At 56.7% G+C, this 19,583-nt stretch carries 22 protein-coding genes; 6 read left to right on the top strand and 16 right to left on the bottom strand.

What is annotated here, in order from left to right; all coding sequences use genetic code 11:
• The first annotated feature begins 3 nt into the window (after nucleotides 1-3).
• Genes RBH33_RS14325 through RBH33_RS14335 form a run of 3 tightly spaced genes read left to right on the top strand, consistent with a single transcriptional unit; the run spans nucleotide 4 to nucleotide 3,264 of the window.
• On the top strand, nucleotides 4-1,608 hold the full coding sequence (locus RBH33_RS14325; RefSeq protein WP_306732898.1) for an ABC transporter ATP-binding protein: 1,605 nt from the start codon (nucleotides 4-6) through the stop codon (nucleotides 1,606-1,608).
• A gap of 31 nt (nucleotides 1,609-1,639) precedes the next feature.
• A complete protein-coding gene (locus RBH33_RS14330) occupies nucleotides 1,640-2,461 on the top strand; it encodes a hypothetical protein (RefSeq protein ID WP_306732899.1) in 822 nt (273 codons plus the stop codon).
• 59 nt (nucleotides 2,462-2,520) lie between these two features.
• A complete protein-coding gene (locus tag RBH33_RS14335) occupies nucleotides 2,521-3,264 on the top strand; it encodes a type 1 glutamine amidotransferase domain-containing protein (protein ID WP_306732900.1) in 744 nt (247 codons plus the stop codon).
• Here the strand turns inward: RBH33_RS14335 and RBH33_RS14340 are convergent.
• The gene (locus tag RBH33_RS14340) at nucleotides 3,251-3,862 is read right to left on the bottom strand and encodes a hypothetical protein (protein WP_306732901.1); all 612 of its coding nucleotides are present in this window, start codon (nucleotides 3,860-3,862) and stop codon (nucleotides 3,251-3,253) included. The two genes, RBH33_RS14335 and RBH33_RS14340, sit on opposite strands and share 14 nt — an antisense overlap.
• A 224-nt stretch (nucleotides 3,863-4,086) precedes the next feature.
• Here RBH33_RS14340 and RBH33_RS14345 point away from each other — a divergent pair, with 224 nt between their 5' ends.
• Together RBH33_RS14345 and mgrA are read left to right on the top strand one after the other, a co-directional pair.
• Nucleotides 4,087-4,368 carry a high-potential iron-sulfur protein gene (locus RBH33_RS14345; protein ID WP_306732902.1) on the top strand — a complete coding sequence of 94 codons (282 nt, stop codon included), beginning with the start codon at nucleotides 4,087-4,089 and terminating at the stop codon, nucleotides 4,366-4,368.
• A 133-nt stretch (nucleotides 4,369-4,501) separates the two neighbouring features.
• Complete coding sequence (mgrA, locus tag RBH33_RS14350) at nucleotides 4,502-5,515, top strand: L-glyceraldehyde 3-phosphate reductase (RefSeq protein WP_306732903.1); 1,014 nt, start codon at nucleotides 4,502-4,504, stop codon at nucleotides 5,513-5,515.
• Between the two features lie 36 nt (nucleotides 5,516-5,551).
• On the opposite strand, the gene RBH33_RS14355 is transcribed toward mgrA, so the two are convergent.
• Nucleotides 5,552-6,223, bottom strand: a complete 672-nt coding sequence (locus tag RBH33_RS14355; RefSeq protein WP_306732904.1) for an alpha/beta hydrolase — start codon at nucleotides 6,221-6,223, stop codon at nucleotides 5,552-5,554.
• 313 nt (nucleotides 6,224-6,536) lie between these two features.
• Here RBH33_RS14355 and ppnN point away from each other — a divergent pair, with 313 nt between their 5' ends.
• Nucleotides 6,537-7,958 carry a nucleotide 5'-monophosphate nucleosidase PpnN gene (ppnN, locus tag RBH33_RS14360; protein WP_306732905.1) on the top strand — a complete coding sequence of 474 codons (1,422 nt, stop codon included), beginning with the start codon at nucleotides 6,537-6,539 and terminating at the stop codon, nucleotides 7,956-7,958.
• A 396-nt stretch (nucleotides 7,959-8,354) separates the two neighbouring features.
• Here the strand turns inward: ppnN and RBH33_RS14365 are convergent, their stop codons facing one another.
• The 14 genes from RBH33_RS14365 to RBH33_RS14430 all read right to left on the bottom strand — a co-directional run bounded on the left by RBH33_RS14365 (nucleotide 8,355) and on the right by RBH33_RS14430 (nucleotide 19,536).
• On the bottom strand, nucleotides 8,355-9,110 hold the full coding sequence (locus RBH33_RS14365) for a YbgF trimerization domain-containing protein (protein WP_306732906.1): 756 nt from the start codon (nucleotides 9,108-9,110) through the stop codon (nucleotides 8,355-8,357).
• Between the two features lie 5 nt (nucleotides 9,111-9,115).
• Nucleotides 9,116-9,634, bottom strand: coding sequence for a peptidoglycan-associated lipoprotein Pal (pal, locus tag RBH33_RS14370; RefSeq protein WP_306732907.1), 519 nt, complete (start codon nucleotides 9,632-9,634; stop codon nucleotides 9,116-9,118).
• A gap of 84 nt (nucleotides 9,635-9,718) precedes the next feature.
• On the bottom strand, nucleotides 9,719-11,011 hold the full coding sequence (gene tolB / locus RBH33_RS14375; RefSeq protein WP_373568274.1) for a Tol-Pal system beta propeller repeat protein TolB: 1,293 nt from the start codon (nucleotides 11,009-11,011) through the stop codon (nucleotides 9,719-9,721).
• The gene (gene tolA, locus RBH33_RS14380) at nucleotides 11,005-11,784 is read right to left on the bottom strand and encodes a cell envelope integrity protein TolA (protein ID WP_306732909.1); all 780 of its coding nucleotides are present in this window, start codon (nucleotides 11,782-11,784) and stop codon (nucleotides 11,005-11,007) included. The genes tolB and tolA overlap by 7 nt, the downstream gene beginning before the upstream one ends.
• Nucleotides 11,785-11,797: 13 nt before the next feature.
• A complete protein-coding gene (gene tolR, locus RBH33_RS14385; RefSeq protein WP_306732910.1) occupies nucleotides 11,798-12,226 on the bottom strand; it encodes a protein TolR in 429 nt (142 codons plus the stop codon).
• Nucleotides 12,227-12,264: 38 nt separating this feature from the next.
• Nucleotides 12,265-12,960, bottom strand: a complete 696-nt coding sequence (gene tolQ, locus RBH33_RS14390) for a protein TolQ (RefSeq protein WP_306732911.1) — start codon at nucleotides 12,958-12,960, stop codon at nucleotides 12,265-12,267.
• Nucleotides 12,961-12,967: 7 nt separating this feature from the next.
• Nucleotides 12,968-13,408 carry a tol-pal system-associated acyl-CoA thioesterase gene (gene ybgC, locus RBH33_RS14395; RefSeq protein WP_306732912.1) on the bottom strand — a complete coding sequence of 147 codons (441 nt, stop codon included), beginning with the start codon at nucleotides 13,406-13,408 and terminating at the stop codon, nucleotides 12,968-12,970.
• A 17-nt stretch (nucleotides 13,409-13,425) separates the two neighbouring features.
• Nucleotides 13,426-14,454 carry a Holliday junction branch migration DNA helicase RuvB gene (gene ruvB, locus RBH33_RS14400; RefSeq protein WP_306732913.1) on the bottom strand — a complete coding sequence of 343 codons (1,029 nt, stop codon included), beginning with the start codon at nucleotides 14,452-14,454 and terminating at the stop codon, nucleotides 13,426-13,428.
• Between the two features lie 65 nt (nucleotides 14,455-14,519).
• Complete coding sequence (ruvA, locus tag RBH33_RS14405) at nucleotides 14,520-15,143, bottom strand: Holliday junction branch migration protein RuvA (RefSeq protein ID WP_306732914.1); 624 nt, start codon at nucleotides 15,141-15,143, stop codon at nucleotides 14,520-14,522.
• A 20-nt stretch (nucleotides 15,144-15,163) separates the two neighbouring features.
• Nucleotides 15,164-15,682, bottom strand: coding sequence for a crossover junction endodeoxyribonuclease RuvC (ruvC, locus tag RBH33_RS14410; RefSeq protein WP_306732915.1), 519 nt, complete (start codon nucleotides 15,680-15,682; stop codon nucleotides 15,164-15,166).
• A 95-nt stretch (nucleotides 15,683-15,777) separates the two neighbouring features.
• Nucleotides 15,778-16,521: a YebC/PmpR family DNA-binding transcriptional regulator gene (locus tag RBH33_RS14415; RefSeq protein ID WP_306732916.1), complete on the bottom strand. Its 744-nt coding sequence runs from the start codon at nucleotides 16,519-16,521 to the stop codon at nucleotides 15,778-15,780.
• A gap of 351 nt (nucleotides 16,522-16,872) precedes the next feature.
• A complete protein-coding gene (gene aspS / locus RBH33_RS14420) occupies nucleotides 16,873-18,657 on the bottom strand; it encodes an aspartate--tRNA ligase (RefSeq protein WP_306732917.1) in 1,785 nt (594 codons plus the stop codon).
• A gap of 41 nt (nucleotides 18,658-18,698) precedes the next feature.
• Nucleotides 18,699-18,980: an FmdB family zinc ribbon protein gene (locus RBH33_RS14425; RefSeq protein ID WP_306732918.1), complete on the bottom strand. Its 282-nt coding sequence runs from the start codon at nucleotides 18,978-18,980 to the stop codon at nucleotides 18,699-18,701.
• A 244-nt stretch (nucleotides 18,981-19,224) separates the two neighbouring features.
• On the bottom strand, nucleotides 19,225-19,536 hold the full coding sequence (locus RBH33_RS14430) for a Rieske (2Fe-2S) protein (RefSeq protein ID WP_306732919.1): 312 nt from the start codon (nucleotides 19,534-19,536) through the stop codon (nucleotides 19,225-19,227).
• Nucleotides 19,537-19,583: the final 47 nt, after the last annotated feature.

Consider the following 19,583-nt stretch of genomic DNA (forward strand, 5'->3'; position numbering starts at 1 on the left):
GCCATGAATGAGGAGCGCAGTCAGGACTTGCTGGCGGTAGACAATCTGCGCGTGTGCTTCCACACCCGCAATGGCACCACCGTGGCGGTGGACGATATGAGCTTCCGCCTCCAGCCCGGTCAAGTTTTGGGTATCGTGGGTGAATCCGGCTCAGGTAAGTCGGTGGCGTGCCACAGCCTGCTGGGCCTGATTCCGTCGCCACCCGGTAAGGTCGAGGCGGGCAGCGCACGCCTGAAAGGAGAAGACTTGCTGCGTATGAGCGAAAAGCAATTGCGCAATGTGCGCGGCAATCGCATCGGCATGATTTTTCAAGACCCCATGACGTCGCTCAATCCCTACATGAAAGTGGGTGCGCAGTTGGTGGAGCCGCTGCGCCGTCACCGGGCCGCTTCAGCGAAAGAAGCGCGCGCCAAGGCCATCGCTGCGCTGGGGGAAGTGGGTATAAAAAATCCGGAACAACGCATCGACGATTACCCGCATCAATTTTCCGGCGGCATGCGCCAGCGCGTGATGATTGCCATGGCGTTAATGACCGAGCCCGAGATTTTAATCGCCGACGAGCCCACCACTGCACTGGACGTTACGGTGCAGGCGCAGATACTGCAATTGATTAAAAAAATTCAGGCCAGCCACGGCATGGCGGTGATTTTTATTACCCATGACTTGGCCGTAGCCGCGGATATGGCAGACCACATGCTGGTAATGGAAAAAGGCGTGGTGGTGGAACAGGGGCCGCCTGAACAAATCTTCAAAGGCCACCAGCACCCGTACACTAAGAAGTTGATTGATGCCATTCCTACCAGTAGCAAGCCCCCCTCGGGCGCACCGCGAAAGCTGGAACAGTTGGTACAAGTAAACCACTTGCGCACGTCCTTTTCTGTTGATCGCCACACCCAAGTGCACGCGGTAAACGATATCACTCTGGACGTACGGCGCGGAGAAATTCTGGGGCTGGTGGGTGAATCCGGCTCGGGGAAATCCACCCTCGGGCGCAGCATTATTCGGCTGATTGAAAGCCAATCCGGGGAAGTGCTGATTGACGGCGTTGATCTGTATCAACTGGGCACCAACAAACTAAAACGGGCCCGCCGAGACTTTCAGATGATTTTTCAAGATCCCTACGCTTCTCTCAATCCGCGTATGACGGTATTCGACACATTGGCCGAGCCGCTGCTGATTCACGGCATCGCCAAGCGCGATACGCTCACCGAACAAATCAATCAACTGATGGACGATGTGGGGCTGGATCGCACCTCAGCGCGCAAATACCCACACGAATTCTCCGGCGGCCAACGCCAACGCATTGCCATTGCCCGTGCTCTGGCGCCGCGACCAAAACTGATTATCGCCGATGAGCCAGTGTCCGCTTTGGACGTCACCATCCAAGCGCAAATTCTCAAGTTGCTGCTGAAACTCACCGAGAAACACGACCTCACCATGCTGTTTATCTCCCACGACCTATCCGTGGTACGTTATATCGCCGATCGGGTCGCGGTAATGCAGCAGGGACAACTGGTAGAGCTGGCCAGCACCGAAACGCTGTTTCAGCAACCTCAACACCCGTACACCCAGGCATTGTTAAGCGCCATCCCGCGCGTCGAACTCTAATTAGACGCGTTCGTTATCATGGAGGAAGCGAATGAAAACCAACTATCCAGGCCCGCCGCCAGCGTGCGCCTACCGAGTGGTGGCCGGTCTCGCCGCTCTGCTGATATTAGCCGCTGCCGCTGTGCCGCCCATTCAACAACCTGCCGATTACAACATCTGGGCCGATCAACGCCAGTTTTTGGGCATCCCCCATATAGGCGACGTTCTCACCAATCTGGCGTTTTTATGGGTAGGCATAGTCGGGCTACGGGCCCTGTGGGAAGGACAATGTCAATGCGCTATTCGGGGCGAACGTCTAGCTTGGCTGCTGTTTTTTACTGGCATCATCCTAACCGGTTTTGGCTCCGCCTATTACCACTGGGAGCCCAATAACTTTCGCCTAGTCTGGGATCGAGTGCCCATGGCACTCGCCTTTATGGCCTTATTCAGTGCCGTGCTGATTGAACGAATTAACCACACACTGGGCTTGCGCTTGCTGCCGGTGTTAATCGCCCTGGCATGGGCAAGCGTCGGTTATTGGTATTGGACTTACCTGCAAGGCCAAGACAACTTGGCACCTTACCTTTTGGTTCAATTGGGGCCAATGATACTCATCCCGATCATCCTACTGCTGTTCCCCGCTCGTTATGACCGAGGTGGCGACTACGTCATCGCCCTGGCAATCTACCTCAGCGCCGTCGCCGCCGAACACTTGGACGAGCCGATTTTCCAACTCACCGGACAATTCATCAGTGGCCACAATCTAAAACATTTACTCGCGGCCTTTGCCGCCTACTGGTTAATGCGCATGCTGCAAAAACGCAAGCCGATAGAGTCAGAAAGCCCCATGCCCGAAAGCGTCGCAACTTCCTGAACTCGCCCTAGCTCGCACTGCCTAATTCCGAACAGGATTCATTCGGAGGAGAAAGGCACATGAAGATTTTGATGGTACTGACATCCCACGATCAGCTCGGCGACACCGGCCGGAAGACCGGCTTCTGGTTGGAGGAATTCGCGGCCCCCTATTACCGATTTATCGACGCCGGCGCCACCGTCACGCTCGCCTCCCCTAAAGGCGGGCAACCACCCCTGGACCCCATGAGCGACAACCCGGAAACTCAAAGTGAAGACACCTCCCGTTTCCGTAAGGACCAACAGGCTCAATCACTGCTGGGCGCCACACGTAAACTCCGGGACCTTGACCCGGATGACTTTGACGCAATCTTCTACCCCGGCGGTCACGGTCCTTTGTGGGATCTGGCGGAAGATCCGGTATCCATAGAAATGATCGAGCACTTCTACCACGAAAACAAACCCATCGGCGCGGTGTGCCACGCCCCTGGCGCCTTGCGCCATGCCAAACAGCCAGACGGCCGCCCCCTGGTCAGCGGCAAGCATGTGACCGGGTTCAGTAACGCCGAGGAAGAGGCCGTGGGATTGACGGAGGTCGTGCCGTTCCTGGTGGAAGAGGAGCTCAAACACCACGGCGGGCAGTACACCAAAGCGGAGGAGTGGGAAGAGCACGTCATCGTCGACAACAAGCTGGTGACCGGTCAAAACCCCGCCTCTTCAGCGGGCGCAGCCGTTGCTCTGCTCGACCTGTTGCGAGGAGCCAGCCCCGGCGCTCGGCCCGGCTCGCTTCGCCCGAGAGAGTCTCCGGGCCTCAGACCCGGCTAAGGGCCATCAGCGCCTGCGCGTCCCGCCGGTAGCGATCCAGAAGATTGTACCTGGCCCGCAGCAGGGTTTTGGTAACGGTGGGGCGACTTTTGTTGAGCCGCTGAGCGATGGCTTTATGCCCATCCGGTTTGAGCAGATGCTCGAAATAGGCCTCTGCCTCGCTGGGTGTCCAATGGCTGAGAATATCGTCGGCGAAGGCCGTCGCCAAAGAGACCGCCAACCGTAAAGGCTCGGGATTGGCATAAAAGGTTAGGTGGCCGCGCTCCAGAGCTTCCAGGCCGTGACTGGCGACGCGGTAAGCGTCTTCCGTCCCCCGACCCGGCTCCGACTCTCCCAAAGCCATGGAGATGCGCGCATCCCAGCGCTCCTTGCGGCTGGGACTCACTGCCAGCAATCCAGCACGGATAAACAGCGCACACTCCAAAGTGGCACGTGGCTGACTCAACGCCACCTGAAAGGCGTCGTCGTCGGAAATTCTCGCTTGCGCACCGTAGCGATTGCCGAGCTCGCCCAGCAACCACTCTAGGCGCTGATGCCGGGCAGCCGCATTGGCCTCAAAATGATCCAATCCGCCATTCAATACCGCAATCTCGGTCATACGCATCCCCAGACAGGAACGACGATGGTTAGCAGGCTATCAGGTAAGACGTTAGCCCATTGGATGGCCCTATACAACAGGGTTTTCGTGCAACAAAGGGTTAAGCGCAAGTGCGTTAAGACTCACGCGCCCGACGCTCTTGTGCAAGCATTAAGCGAGTATGTTAAAGTCCGACCGGCTAATGCAGTACGAAGTCCTTTTCCCTTTAGATTGAGGAAATATCTATGAAACGCCGTGATTTTTTGCGTCTCTCTGCCGTCACCGCTGGCGCCTCTCTGATTCCGGTCAAAACTCTCTCTGCAGAAGAAGAAGTACGACTTGATCCTAGCAACCCTCAGGCTCAAGCGCTTCAATACACCGAGGAAACGCCCATCGAAGATGAGCGTTGCGATAATTGCATCCACGCCACAGGCGATCTGGACGCCGAATGGGTAGGCTGCAACCTGTTCCCCGGCAAAAAGGTCAAAGGGGCTGGTTGGTGTAACGTCTGGGCAGCGCGCCCCTAAACGTCTCTGAGGGCGCCGGGTAACTTTCTGCTCGGCGTCCAGCAGCACAATATTCTCCTGCCCCCCTGTCGTGCCAACACAGTATCTGCGTTAACATAGCGCTCTTTTGCTCATCGATAACAAGAGAAACGCTATGCTCACTCAAGATCCCAATCTTTCCTATCAAGCCAACGCTGACCGCTACACCCGCATGACGTATCCCCGCTGCGGCGCCAGCGGCATACGCCTGCCCGCTCTGTCCTTGGGGTTGTGGCAAAACTTTGGCGGCACGGATTCTTTAGCCAACGCTCGCGCCATGGTTCAATGCGCTTTTGATTTAGGCATCACCCAATTTGATTTGGCCAACAACTATGGCCCTCCTTACGGCTCTGCGGAAACGACGTTTGGAGAAATTTTTAAGCGCGATCTTGCGCCCTACCGCGATGAATTGATAATCACCAGCAAAGCCGGTTACGACATGTGGCCCGGTCCTTATGGTATCGGCGGTTCACGCAAATATCTGGTGGCCAGCTGCGATCAAAGTTTGAAACGCACCGGGCTCGACTACTTCGATATTTTTTATTCTCACTGCATGGATCCGGACACACCTTTGGAAGAAACCATGCAGGCGCTGGATTATATTGTTCGCTCAGGACGTGCGCTTTACGCAGGCATTTCGAACTACGGAGCGGAACAAACCCGTGAAGCCATCGCTATTCTCAAATCACTCGGCACACCGCTGCTGATTCACCAGCCTCGCTACAACATGCTCGACCGCTGGATTGAAGACGGACTCACGGATGTACTCAAAGAGGAAGGCGTGGGCGCAATTGTATTTTCTCCGCTCTCCCAAGGGCTGCTTACGGACAAATACTTGCGCGGTGTACCGGCTAACTCTCGCGCGGCACGGCAAGAACAAATTTACTTCAACGAGAAGGACATCAGGGAAGAGTTGCTGACCAAGGTCAAGGCGCTGCACGACCTGGCCGAAGCCCGGGGGCAGTCCCTGGCCCAGATGGCGCTCGCCTGGGTACTGAATAACGAAGTGGTGTCCAGCGCACTGATCGGCGCTAGCCGGCCAGCGCAGATTGAGGATTCGGTGGCAGCGCTGGACAATCTCGACTTCTCTGCGGAAGAGCTGGCCCGTATAGATGCGATTTTAAAATAATCCTCCGCAACAGGGCTTACGGATGAGACGCAGCGATTATTCGTAAGCCCGCGTCAGGCACTCCCCCAACCAACGGCTAATCACCGGTATTTGTTGCGGGCATACGCCGTGTTCCACTGGGTAGCGCTGATACTGCACGGGGTATTGCCAGGCCCGTAACTGATCGGCCGCTTGCTGCCCCAAAATTTCCGGAACGACGGGATCCTGAACACCGTGTTGAATAAGCACGGGCAATGACTGATTGACCGGATCACGCTCCATCGTATCCGCCGTAGCCAAATAGCTGGACAGCACCAACAGCCCGCCCAAAGGCCGCGTTTGAGTGAGTGCGGCGTGATAAACCACCGCCCCGCCTTGAGAGAAACCAGCCAGTACAATGCGCCGACTATCAATACCGCGCTCAATTTCCCGCTCGATCAGTTTTCCTACCTCATGCGCCGACTGACGCAGTCGATCCGTATCCACCTCTCGCAATGTTGTCATGGCGTAGATGTCGTACCAAGCGGGCATGACGTAGCCACCGTTAACTGTGACCGGTATGCTGGGCGCATGGGGGAGGACAAAGCGCACCGCGAGCTCGGAAGGCAGAGTCAACTGTGGCACCAGGGGCGCGAAATCGTGGCCACTGGCCCCCAGACCGTGCAACCAAATAACAGCGGCATTGGCACTTTCAGAAGGTTCGATTTCGACACAGGGCAAGTAGGACATAATGAAACTCAAGTAGACTGAAGCGGATGGAAAGAAGCGGCCCATTATACCCGCTACCCAAGGCGATAAAAGTCCGTTCGTTTTCGGGCCATAACCGCTACACTTATACTACTGAACAATCGGAAACTGATACCACTGAATAATCGGGAACTGATACCACTGAACGATCAGGAAAGGATCCCCTGCGTTTTGAGACCCTCGGAGGCAGGAAGCCGACGCGGAGCGTACAAGGAGGTATTTAAAGCGTGTCTCAAACCGCAGGGTATCCTTTCCTTTCGCACCGACAAGTATAAACGTGAAAGGTCCATGATTTATGAAGCAAGATTCGTCTCAGGTACCCTCGCAGGTAGCCTCACTGGATAAAGACGCTTACGCCACCACCGACGCCATCATTTCGCCCGTAGGCCAGCTCAAAGTCCTGTCCAAACTCGAAGTGGCGAAACTGCTCGACGCCAGTCAGAGTGGCCTCTACACCCTCTTTCGCAGTTGTGCCCTGGCGGTATTGAATTGCGGCAACTACCTGGATGACGGTAAGGAGCTGCTGGAGCGCTACCAAGATTTTTCCATCAGCATTTTACAGCAGGAAAGAGGCATAAAGCTGGACGTTCGCGGCGCTCCGGCGAGCGCCTTTGTGGACGGAAAGATGATTCGCGGGATCAGTGAACATCTGTTCACCGTACTGCGCGACGTGCTCTACGCGAGTTCCGAAATACAGGGCAACCCGCAGTTCGACATGAATACCACGGAGGGCATCACTGACGCCGTATTCCACATGCTGCGCAACGCGGACCTGTTACGCTCGGGCGTGGAGCCACGCGTCGTAGTGTGCTGGGGTGGTCACTCCATCAGCCGGGAAGAGTACGACTACACCAAAGTGGTGGGCTACCATATGGGCCTGCGTGGCCTGGACATTTGTACCGGCTGCGGCCCTGGCGCCATGAAAGGGCCCATGAAAGGCGCCACCATCGGCCATGCCAAGCAACGCATACCCAACGGCTGGTATCTGGGCATCAGTGAGCCGGGCATTATCGCCGCTGAGGCTCCTAACCCGATCGTGAATCAATTGATCATTATGCCCGACATTGAAAAGCGCCTGGAGGCGTTTGTGCGCACCGGTCACGGCATTGTTGTGTTCCCGGGCGGTGCGGGCACGGCGGAAGAAATTCTGTACATTCTGGGCATATTGCTGCACCCGGACAACCGGGACATCCCCTTCCCCTTGGTTTTCACCGGTCCTGCGAGCAGCGCCGAGTATTTTAACCGCATCAACGAATTTATCGGTCAAACCCTGGGGCTAGAAGCTCAAAGCCGCTATAAGATTATTATTGACGATCCAGCACAGGTCGCGCGAACCATGCTGGACGGCGTCACGCGAGTGCGGGAATTTCGGAAAAACACCAATGATGCCTTCCATTTTAACTGGCAGTTGAAGATCAGCCCGGACTTTCAGCAGCCGTTTATCCCCAGCCACGAGAATATGAGCGCCTTGGAGCTGCATCAGAATCAAGAGCCCCATGTGCTCGCCGCCAACCTGCGACGCGCCTTCTCCGGCATTGTTGCGGGCAACGTGAAAGACGAGGGTATACGCGCCATTGAAGAGCACGGCAACTTTGAAATCCATGGCGACAGGATCATTATGGAGCCCATGGACGAACTGCTGGCGTCCTTTGTCGCCCAACATCGGATGAAATTGCCGGGGCGTGCCTACGTGCCCTGCTACAAAATCGTCCGCTAGCCTAGGGCGCAAGGAGTTGTTCAGAGGTGCCCTGCGACGGTTTTTGTAGTCAATGTCTCACAAAAAGAATGGACAGTCGCCACTAGGCGACTCCCTGGTAGTGGGGGAAAATACTTACCACATGGAGGTGACACAGTGAGTACACTGGCCAGGACGGCCAATGGATGCGCCCTCTCCCGTCGGGTCAGGAAGAGCCATGGATGTGAAGACTGGGGAGCGGTAGTGGTCATGGAGCGGGCAGGACGCCCATGGGACTGCACAAGATTTAATGGATAGATATCTGGGGGCCGGGAAACCGGCTCCCACCCTTCTTTTTTAGCACTTTCCCTTATCGAAACAACTTAACCTCTCCAAAGCACTCACTTTCTCGTGAGCTCTAGAAAGCGCCCTGAAAGGTTAGAAGTTTTCCTGCAAGTACCGTCTTGCTAAGCGGGAGGCATCACTGCCATCGCCAGCCACTTCCTGTAGCAACTCTTGCGCGCGACTGTTATTGCCCATGCGGTGGTAGACGGTGCCCAGCTTGAACTTGGTGTCAGACACTTTGCGATCACGGGGGAAGTCTTTCAACAGCCGACTGAACCACTCCTGAGACTTTTCCAGATCATCCTTCAACAGGAAGATCTCGCCCAGCCAATAGTAACTGTTACCCGCGAAATTGCCTTTGGGGTACCGCTCCAAATAGGCATTGAAAGCCTCAATGGCTTCATCAACGTTGCGGTCCCGCAACAGCTGATAGGCCGCACGATAGGCTTCGGTTTCCGCGTTGCTGCCCGCCGTCGAACCTTGTGAAGGTGCGGAGGAGCCGCTGCGCTGTGCAGAGCCGTTGGCATCGCCCCGGGAGCTGCTTCTGGCACCCTCGGTCAACAGACTTAACCGGCGATCCAAATCCAGATAGTCGTCCATCCGCTGCTGCTGGAGACGATTAATTTCGTGGGACTGTTCTTCCACCATGCCACGCAGCATCTGCACTTCTTCCTGCAGAGCCTGCAGCTGGAAAAACAGCTCCATCTGAATATTTTGCGCGTCGTCAGAAGGGGCGTTGGTATTCGCCACCCCAGTACGGACAAGGGGCCGAGATTCCTCGACCCTGACTTGCGCTTCCAGAACTGGAGCCGCTGCGATTACCGCAGCGGCCAACATGAGTTTATACATAGGGATCAGTACTTAATCTCAACACGACGGTTTTGAGCCCAAGCTGAATCGTTGCTACCACGGGCAGCTGGGCGCTCCTCTCCATAGCTAATCACTTCCAGAATATCCCGGCTCACACCTTGCAGTACCAGGAAATCCCGCACAGCATTGGCGCGACGCTCACCCAAAGCCATGTTGTATTCGCGCGAGCCGCGCTCATCGGTGTGGCCTTCCAGACGTACGCTAACGTTGTTGCCTGGGTTTCTAAGACGCTCAGCATGAGCCAGCAGCAAAGCGCGTGATTCGGGCTGCAGGGTAGCTTGGTCAAAGCCGAAGTAAATCACGTTGTCGAGTGCCTCAGCATCGTCCTCTTCGGAAGCTCTGAGACGGTCCCGATCGGCAGTGCCAGTGGTCACGCCGCGCTCATCGGCGCGATCGGCGGCTGCATCATCGGCATCATCCATAGTGTCAGTTGCGGTACAGCCAGCCAGGAAGGCCAGAACAAAGGCCAGGAAAAAACCCTGCTTAAATACGTTGCTTATCATGTGTTGCTCCAATCAGTAGAGTGATCTGTGCAGATCTGTTTATTAATACGAAATACGGCAAATAGGTCCGAATAGTACTTGAGTTTAGTCGAAAAATGGCGACCAGGCTGGCTCCCGAACATCACCCCTTTCGGAAGGCAAATAATAACGCGTCCCGGCGTCCAGAGATACCACCGCCAAAACTCCGCGTCCGCGGTGACGGGTTGAGTAAATCAGCATTGCGCCATTAGGCGCCACACTGGGCGATTCATCCAACTGGGTTTCGGTAAGTAGACGTAAAGTCCCAGTGTCCAGTTCCTGTAGAGCGATATTAAATGTACCTTCTCGCTGGTGCACCATAACCATGCTCTTGCCATCTGGGGACAACCGACCACGGGCATTGTAGTTACCCTGGAAGGTTAAGCGCTCCACCCGGCCACTGGCAAGGTCCACCTGGTATATCTGCGGGCGACCACCACGGTTGGACGTAAAGATAATGCCCTTTCCATCGTGGGTCCAGCTCGGCTCCGTATCAATGGCAAAGTGGTTGGTAACGCGGGTCAACCGCTTGTTGGCCAACTCCAATGTGTAAATTTCCGGATTGCCATCTTTGGACAACACTACGGCCAACTTGCGACCGTCCGGCGACCAGGCTGGCGCGCCATTCAAGCCCACAAAGTCCGTCACCTGCTCACGCTCACCGGTAGCCAAATTCTGTACAAACACGGCCGGCCGGTTGGTTTCGAAGGACACATAGGCCACTCGGCGGCCATCGGGAGACCAGACCGGAGAGAGAATGGGCTCGCTGGATTCGAGCAACAATACTGGACGCGCGCCATCGGCGTCGGCCCGCATCAAGCGGAAAGTATCGGTTCCGTCGTCATGACGCACCACTTCCACGTAAATAATCTGCGTGTCGAAGGCGCCGCGAATACCGGTAATGGTTTCATAGATGCGGTCGCTGATGTTGTGCGCAATACTGCGCAGCTGACCTTCCGAACCTTCCACCACTTGCCGACGCATAATCCGGCGCTCGCCCAGCACATCGAACAGCTCATAGCTAACACGGTAAATACCAGCGTTTTCCGTCACCTGTCCGATCAACAGATACTCTGTGCCCAACACTCGCCAGTCGCGGAAGTGAATTTCATTCTCCGCACGTGGGAAAGACAACATGTTGTCCCGCGGAATCGCATCAAACAGGCCGCTGCGCTCCAGGTTTGCCATGACGATGCGACTAATATCCTCTGGCAGCGCAACGCCATCGGTGCGCTGTATCGGAACCACGGCAATCTTTGTGGGATCGTCGACCCCTTGAGTGATTTCGATGGTGAGCTGCGCCTGAGCGGTAAAGCTCAGCGCCAAAAGAGCAACAAATACAAAAATGTGTTTCACAATCTCAAATCCCGTGGAATAAAGACCAGACGTAGCTGGCGAAAATGACGTTCAAACACTTCTGGCGGCATATCCTGGACTTCGGTAAAACGTCCAACCCGTTTCACCGCCTGCTCGGCGGAGCGGTCGAAAGCGGCATTACCGCTGCTCTCAACCACGGACACATCAACCACCTGACCGGTGGGAACCAACTGAATCATTAAAACCACCTGCATACCCACGCGGGCTGACGGTGGACGACTCCAGTTTTGCTCAATACGTTGTGCGATCAGAGCGACATAACTTTGCGCTGTGCTTTGAGACTGTGTCTCAGCGATAAACTCTTCTTCCCTGGCCAACGCATCATCCAGGCGCTGCTGACGAACCCGTTCCTGACGCTCTTGTTCACGTCGCTCAGCTTCCCGACGTTCCCGCTCGCGCTGCTGCTCCCGCTCACGTTCCCTCTCTCGCTCTGCCTGAGCCTGCCGTTCGGCCTCCTGACGCTCGCGCTCCCGAGCCTGCCGCTGACGCTCTGCTTCCTGCTGACGCCGCTGCTCGGCCTCACGGCGCGCCCGCTCCTGTTCGCGCTGGCGCATATCAATGACTCGTTGCTCCTCGGCCCGAGCCTCCTCCGCAGCACGAGGATTAAAGTCCACAATCTCTGCCTGAACATGCCTAGGCGTCCGCACTTCCATCGGCGCAGGTGCCGACTGCCAGTTTTGCAGGACCAAGCCCAGCACCAGCCCGTGCAGTAACAGGCTGATAATAAAAGGCAGTGTGTATGAGTTCAGCTTCATCGTGACCTAAATGTTAGCGCGGCGGTTCGGTTACCAGGCCCACCGAAGGCGCTCCGGCACTTTGCAATTCAGTCATCAGGCTGACCACCACCCCATAGCCGACATTGTGATCACCCCAGACCAACACTGAAGTCGAAGGCTTCTCTCGCAGCACTCTGGCAACGGTATCCTGAATCTCGCTCAGGGGCCGGCTCTGCTCAGGGTTGGCGCCCAGATTAATGTAGTAAGTGCCGTCGCGTTTTACGGACACGATCAGGGGCTCAGAATCCTGATCCTCAACAGGCTCGGACGGAGCCTGGGGCAAGTCCACAGCGACGCCCTGCATCAACATAGGTGCCGTCACCATAAAGACCACCAGCAACACCAACATAACGTCGATGTACGGGACCACATTGATCTCGGCCATGGGCTTCTTTTTGATCTTGCGCGGAAATCCGGACATAAATAGTTACCTCTCGCTAAACGCTCTGGACACCGGGTTTACGCAGCGGCCTGCTGTTTGCCGTGGACCTGACGATGCAAAATAGCGGAGAACTCTTCAGCGAAGGTCTGATAGTTGCTCATCATTACCTCAGCTCGAGCGGAGAATCGGTTGTAGGCCAGAACCGCTGGAATAGCGGCGAACAGCCCCATGGCAGTAGCGACCAGGGCTTCCGCAATACCGGGCGCAACCACTGCCAGAGTGGCCTGATGAACATTGGCCAGGCCCCGGAATGAGTTCATGATCCCCCACACGGTACCAAACAGACCGATGTAGGGGCTTACCGATGCAACACTGGCCAGGAAGGGCAAATGGGTTTCCAGCTTTTCCTCTTCCCGAGCGAGCGCGACGCGCATGGCCCGTTGAGAGGCCTCCATGACGGCATCGGGTTCGGCTCCGCTCTGCTGGCGCAGACGCGTGAATTCTTTAAAGCCCGCCCGGAAGATGTTCTCAACCCCTTCGGCGACGCGGCCATTGCCCTGCCTATAAAGGTGATTCAAGTCTATACCCGACCAAAATTGCCGCTCAAACGCGGTCATTGCGGCGTACGCTTTGCGCTGATAAAAGCCGCGCTGAAAAATCATGACCCAGGAAATGATGGAAGCTAATAACAAGATCAGCATCACCGCCTGTACCAGCAAGCTGGCCTCGGCAATCAGACTCCAGATCGACATGGTGTTTTGAGTCGGGGGCATAGTCGAATCAGCTCTCTGTCAGTGTTGAAAGTTTTGAATGAATATCTGCGGGGATTGGCCGAGGTTTAAGTGTGTCGCCTGTTACACACGCGACACGGATTAGACCTTGGCACAGCAATTCGTTCCCACGCCAGACGTTTTGCTTAAAGCGCACTGAAGTGCGCGCCAATGAGGCAATACTGGTGGTAATCGTCAATTTGTCATCCAGGCGGGCGGCACGGCGGTAATTGACTTCGGCAGAGTGCACAACCAATAGGAGTCCGTCATCCAGAACGGCGGGCTTATCATAGCCGAACGAGCGCAAGAATTCTGTTCGGCTTCGCTCCATAAACTTTAAGTAGTTCACATAGTAGACAATACCACCGGCGTCGGTGTCTTCTATATAGACTCGAACGGTAATGCTGAACTCCGGTTGTGTCGACGTACTGGGGTCAAAACCCTCGGGCATAATCTACTCTCAAGCCATTACAGTTCGGTTTCGTCGCGCAGCCGCCCGGGGATATCCACCCCAAAGTGCAGGTAAGCATTGGCGGTTAATACCCGTCCGCGCGGAGTGCGGGCTATAAGACCCTGCTGAATCAAATAAGGTTCGATAACATCTTCAATCGTGCCACGTTCTTCACTGATGGCGGCCGCCAGGCTTTCCACCCCTACGGGTCCGCCACCAAACTTATCCATTAACGCCAACAATAGGCGTCGGTCCATGTGATCAAAGCCGCGCTCGTCCACGTTGAGCATATTCAAGGCCTGATCTGCCACTTCACCGGTCACCACGCCATTGCTGCGCATTTCCGCAAAGTCGCGTACCCGACGCAGTAAGCGGTTGGCGATCCGCGGCGTACCTCGTGCGCGCTTGGCCACCTCTTGAGCGCCGTCGGCCTCGATTTCCACCCCCAGCAACTGCGCGGAACGCTGAACAATGTGCCCCAGATCGGCCACACTGTAAAATTCCAGCCGCTGTACTATACCGAACCGATCGCGCAGTGGCGAGGTCAGCAAACCGGCGCGAGTCGTGGCGCCCACCAGGGTGAAGGGGGGCAAATCCAGTTTAATGGAGCGCGCTGCCGGACCTTCGCCAATCATGATATCCAACTGGAAGTCTTCCATGGCTGGGTAAAGAATCTCTTCTACTACCGGGCTCAGGCGGTGGATCTCGTCGATGAACAGGACATCGCCGGGTTCCAGGTTGGTCATCATGGCCGCCAGATCGCCCGCTTTTTCCAACACTGGGCCAGAGGTGCTTTTTAGCGACACCCCCATTTCTTCGGCAATAATGTTGGCCAAGGTGGTTTTGCCCAGACCAGGAGGGCCAAACACTAGGGTGTGATCCAGGGCTTCAGAACGCTTGCGGGCCGCGCCGATAAAAATTTCCATTTGCTCGCGCACCACCGGCTGACCTCTGTACTCCGCCAGCGTCTTGGGGCGCACGGCACGGTCCAGCACGTCTTCACGCTCGGTGGCGGCAGGGGCAATTAGGCGGTCAGTTTCGATCATGGCGTTATCTCGGGTGGAGGCCTCTATGATGTTGGCCCCGGTTTTCGCGCAGAAAAACGAGTTTATCAGACCTGGCTGATGCTTCTCAGTGCCAACCTGATCAATTCTTGGCTGCTAGCACCGGGGCCCTGACGTGCCGCGCTGGAAACCATGCGCGCCGCTTCGGTGGGTTTGTAGCCCAGGGCAATTAAGGCGCTTTCCGCTTCTTCCTGAGCACCGCCTGTTACGGCGGGAATGGGTGACGCAGGAGTTTCCTCTGGACCCAGGTCCTGCCTGGGCAGCTCCCACGCCTTGAGGCGGTCGCGCAGTTCGATCACCAGCCGCTCGGCGGTTTTCTTGCCGACACCAGGTACTTTGACCAGCGCTGACACTTTGTCTTCGCGCACGCAGCGGGCGATATCATCAGCCTCCATCCCAGACAGAATGGCCACGGCCATTTTCGGCCCCACGCCACTGACTTTGATCAGGGTCCTAAATAGCGTTCGATCGCGCTGGTCGGCAAAGCCAAACAGTTGTTGGGCCGTTTCGCTAACGCTCAGGTGGGTGTAAAGAAGCACTTCCGCGCCCAGCTCCGGCAGCCGATAGAAGGTGGTCATGGGCGCCTGAACTTCGTAGCCAACGCCTTGAACGTCTATTAATAAATGAGGGGGCTGTTTTTCGACTAATACGCCCCGCAGTCGTCCGATCATAAGCTGTTCATCCTAAATGTTTAGACTACCCTGCCCCGGCGAAAACTGCGCGCGCCAGCCATTTTCACCAGTTGTGCTTGGGTGTTGGCATGGCACAGTGCCACGGCAAGCGCATCGGCGGCGTCTTCTTGGGGGGTGGCAGGCAGGCGCAGCAGGACTTTGACCATATGCTGCACTTGTATTTTGTCGGCGCCACCCTGGCCCACGACCGACTGTTTGACTTTGCGCGCTTCGTATTCAAATACCGGCAAACCGGCCACTACGGCGGCGGTTATCGCTGCTCCCCGCGCCTGCCCCAGTTTAAGGGCTGAGCTGGCGTTTTTGGCCATAAAAACCTGTTCGATGGCCAGTTGGTCCGGGGCGTATTGACCGGCCAATTGGGTAATGGAGTCAAAAATGACTTTGAGGCGTTCCGGCAGGGAAACTTCGGGCACCCGAATCACCCCGCTGGTGACGTAGACGGCCCGACTACCTGATATATCAATGAGGCCAAAGCCGGTTTTGCGGGAGCCCGGGTCGATGCCGAGAATTAGGGCCATACTGTGACTCGTCAATGGGGTGGACGCATGACCAGTAGTGTTACATGCCAGCCCAGTAGCCGCAAGCAGCGACTACCGAGCGGGAGAGAGCAGTGTTATTCCATTTGCGCCAGAACGTCGTCGGGAATGTCGCCATTGGTGTAGACGTTTTGCACGTCGTCCAGGTCTTCCAGCATGTCCACCAGAGCGAGCAGTTTCTCGGCGCCTTCTTTATCCACTTCGATGGTGGTGGAAGGCAGCATGACGATGCCACTGTTGGTGGGTTCAAAGCCGGCTTCGATGAGCGCTTCTTTGACGGCGAAGTAGTCTTCAAACTGGGTCATGACGTCTTTGGTGCCGTCGCTGTTGGTGACCACGTCTTCGGCGCCCGCTTCCAGGGCGGCTTCCATCAGGGCGTCTTCGCTCACCTCGGCGTCGTACGTCAGTTGGCCGGTGCGAGTGAACAGGTAGGCGACGGAGCCGTCGGTGCCGAGGTTGCCACCGCGCTTGCTGAAGGCGTGGCGCACTTCGGCAACAGTGCGGTTTTTGTTGTCGGTCATGCACTCGACGAGTACGGCGATGCCGTTGGCGCCGTAACCTTCGTAGGTGACTTCTTCGTAACTATCACCTTCGGCATTGCCGGCGCCACGAGCGACGGCTTTGTCGATGGTGTCTTTTTTCATGTTGACGCCCAGGGCTTTGTCGATGGCAGCTCTGAGGCGGGGGTTGTCTTCGGGGTAAGGACCGCCTTTGGCGGCGACGGTCAGCTCGCGGATAATTTTGGTGAAGACTTTACCGCGCTTGGCGTCTTGTGCGGCTTTGCGGTGTTTGATGTTTGCCCATTTGCTGTGGCCAGCCATGAGGTTTCTCCAGTTACTGTCGTTATGTCTGGTAGTTCCGGTAAAGCGGTGGTTTCGGCGCCGGTCCGCTTTGGGTGGGACCGAATCGAGGAGTCCCGCCGGCGACGGTCTTGGAAGGCCAAATCCCAAATCGGGCCTACCTTTCGAGCAAAACCGCGAACAGCGCTTCAGTTACATCAAGTCTCGGAGCTCATAGGCTGCCGTATAGCACCGAGCCGTGCGGGCGGCCCCCTTTGCGGGACCGTCGGAGGCAGGGATGCCGACGCCGAGCTTGCAAGGATGCATTCACAGCGTGTCCCGCAAAGGGGGCCGCCCGCTCGGCGCCCACAATTAAACCCCGAAACTTGAGTATTACGATTCGCTAGCGGGCTTTTCCTTTTTACGCAGACGAATATTCAACTCTTTCAATTGCTGCTCATCCACGCCACCCGGCGCGTCGGTCATAACACAAGCCGCGCTCTGGGTTTTCGGGAACGCAATCACGTCGCGGATTGAGCTGGCGCCGACCATAAGCATAATCAGGCGATCGAGGCCGAAGGCCAAGCCGCCGTGGGGCGGTGCGCCGTATTTGAGGGCGTCCAGCAGGAAGCCGAATTTTTCCCGCTGCTCGTCTTCCTCAATACCCAACACGCGGAATACCGCTTGTTGCATAGCCTGGTTGTGGATACGGATGGAACCGCCGCCCAATTCGGTGCCGTTGAGCACCATGTCGTAGGCGCGGGACAGAGCCTGCCCGGGGTCGGCTTCCAGTTCTTCCACGGTGCAAGAAGGCGCGGTGAATGGGTGGTGCAGGGAATTCCACTCGCCGTCGGAATCCTCTTCGAACATGGGGAAGTCCACGACCCAGAGGGGTGCCCACTCTTGGGTGTACAGGTCCAGGTCCGCGCCCAGTTTGCAGCGCAGGGCGCCCAGGGCTTCGGTGACGACTTTGGCTTTGTCGGCGCCGAAGAAGATCAGGTCGCCGTTTTCCGCTTGCAGGCGTTCCAGCAAGGCGGCGCGTACGTCGTTGGGCAGGAATTTCACGATGGGCGATTGCAGCCCCTCTTCCAAGTCGGACTTGTCGTTGACCTTGATGTAAGCCAGACCCTTGGCGCCGTAGATGCCGACGAATTTGGTGTAGTCGTCGATCTGCTTGCGAGTCAGCTTGTCGTTGCCGCCGGGCACTTTCAGTGCGGTGACGCGGCCTTTGGGGTCTTTAGCGGGGCCGGAGAAGACTTTGAAGTCCACTTCGGTCATCAGGTCTTTGACGTCCACCAGGGTCAGGGGAATGCGCAGGTCAGGCTTGTCGGAGCCGTACTGGGCAATGGCGTCGGCGTAGGTCATGCGCGGGAATTCACCCAGGTTGACGTCCTTCGCTTGTTTGAACACTTGGCGAATCATGTCTTCGGTCACGCCCATGATCTGTTCCTCGCTCATAAACGAGGCTTCGATGTCGATCTGGGTAAACTCGGGCTGACGATCCGCACGCAAATCTTCGTCACGGAAGCATTTGGCGATTTGATAATAGCGATCAAAGCCAGACACCATCAGCAACTGTTTGAACAGCTGGGGCGACTGGGGCAAGGCGAAGAATTTGTTCTCGTGGGTACGTGAGGGCACCAGGTAGTCCCGTGCACCCTCTGGAGTAGCGCGGGTCAAAATGGGGGTTTCAATATCCAGGAAGCCCTGACCATCCAAATAGTTGCGCACGGCGCTGGTCACTTTGGAGCGAAAACGCAGGCCGGCTTGCATGTCGTGGCGGCGCAGGTCCAGATAGCGGTACTTCAGACGCACGTCTTCGCCCACGGAGGCGTGAGAATCCAGGGGGAAGGGGGTGGTTTCCGCTTCGTTGAGGATCAGCAGCGCGGTGCCGTAGACTTCCACTTCACCGGTGGCCATATTGGGGTTAACGGTGGCGGCATCCCGAGCCCGCACCTTGCCGGTGACTTGCAGCACGTATTCGCCCCGCACCCGATCGGCCAGATGAAAGTGATCGCCCGCATCCGGGTCAAATACCACCTGAACAATGCCCTCGCGATCGCGCAGGTCGATGAAAATCACACCGCCGTGGTCACGGCGACGGTCAACCCAGCCGCAAAGAGTTACTTCCTGATCAATGTGCTCGGCTCTCAGCGTGCCGCAATAGTCACTGCGCATAATGCGTTTCCCGTTAGTATTTCGTGGTCTCGGCGGCCCAATCAGGCCGCCGTACTGCCTTTGCTGGCGGGTTGGCTATCCGATTTTTTGCTTTCGGACTTTTTACTGTCTCCACCATCGCCCGCCAGGTTCTTACGATTGGAGGATTTGAAGTCGGTCTCGTACCAACCACTGCCCTTGAGCCGGAAACCGGCGGCGGAGATTTTCTTAATCAGCGCTGGCTGGGCACAGGCGGGACAATCCACCAATGGCGCCTCACTCAGCTTCTGCAATGCTTCGAACTCGTGTTGACAGGACTCACATTGATATTCGTATATCGGCATCTCGTTGTACCTTGAAAGTAAGTAGTACCTTGGTAATAAACGGAGGAAAACCTGCCGGCTAAGACAACTCTGGAGAGAGCCGCCGTCAGACCCCGAGGCTGGCGCATGACCCAAGGGCCGAAAAACGCGCGATTATACCCCATGAGGCCGCCAGCGAGAACCGGACAGAGCGACTTCCCTGCGTGCGAGACGCGAGGAGTCAGCTTTGGCTATTTAATGGCAAATGACGAAATTTAAAGGGGGACTAAACGTCAACACCCACAGTATTACCCTCGTAGACCAGCGGCAGGGACTGTAAGGGCCCAACGCATTCGGCGGCGGGCCCCAGCGCCCGGCCGGTAAGGAGGTCAAACTCAATGCCGTGCACCGGGCAGCGCAAAATACCGGCGCGCACGCTCGCCTTATGCAAAGGGGCATCCATATGGGGGCACCGGTTGGCGAGCAGGTAAACCTTGCCCTCCTCCTGCACCAGAAGCAGATCCCGGCCGCCCAGGCGGATGCGGTTCAGGTATCCGTCGTACAACTGGTGCAACTTCTCTAAAGCCTGATAAGCCATAGCGGTGTCCCCCATAAAACCCAAAAATAACAGATTTTTACCTTCGC

Source organism: Marinimicrobium hydrolyticum, assembly GCF_030848505.1.
GTDB lineage: Bacteria > Pseudomonadota > Gammaproteobacteria > Pseudomonadales > Cellvibrionaceae > JAVDDU01.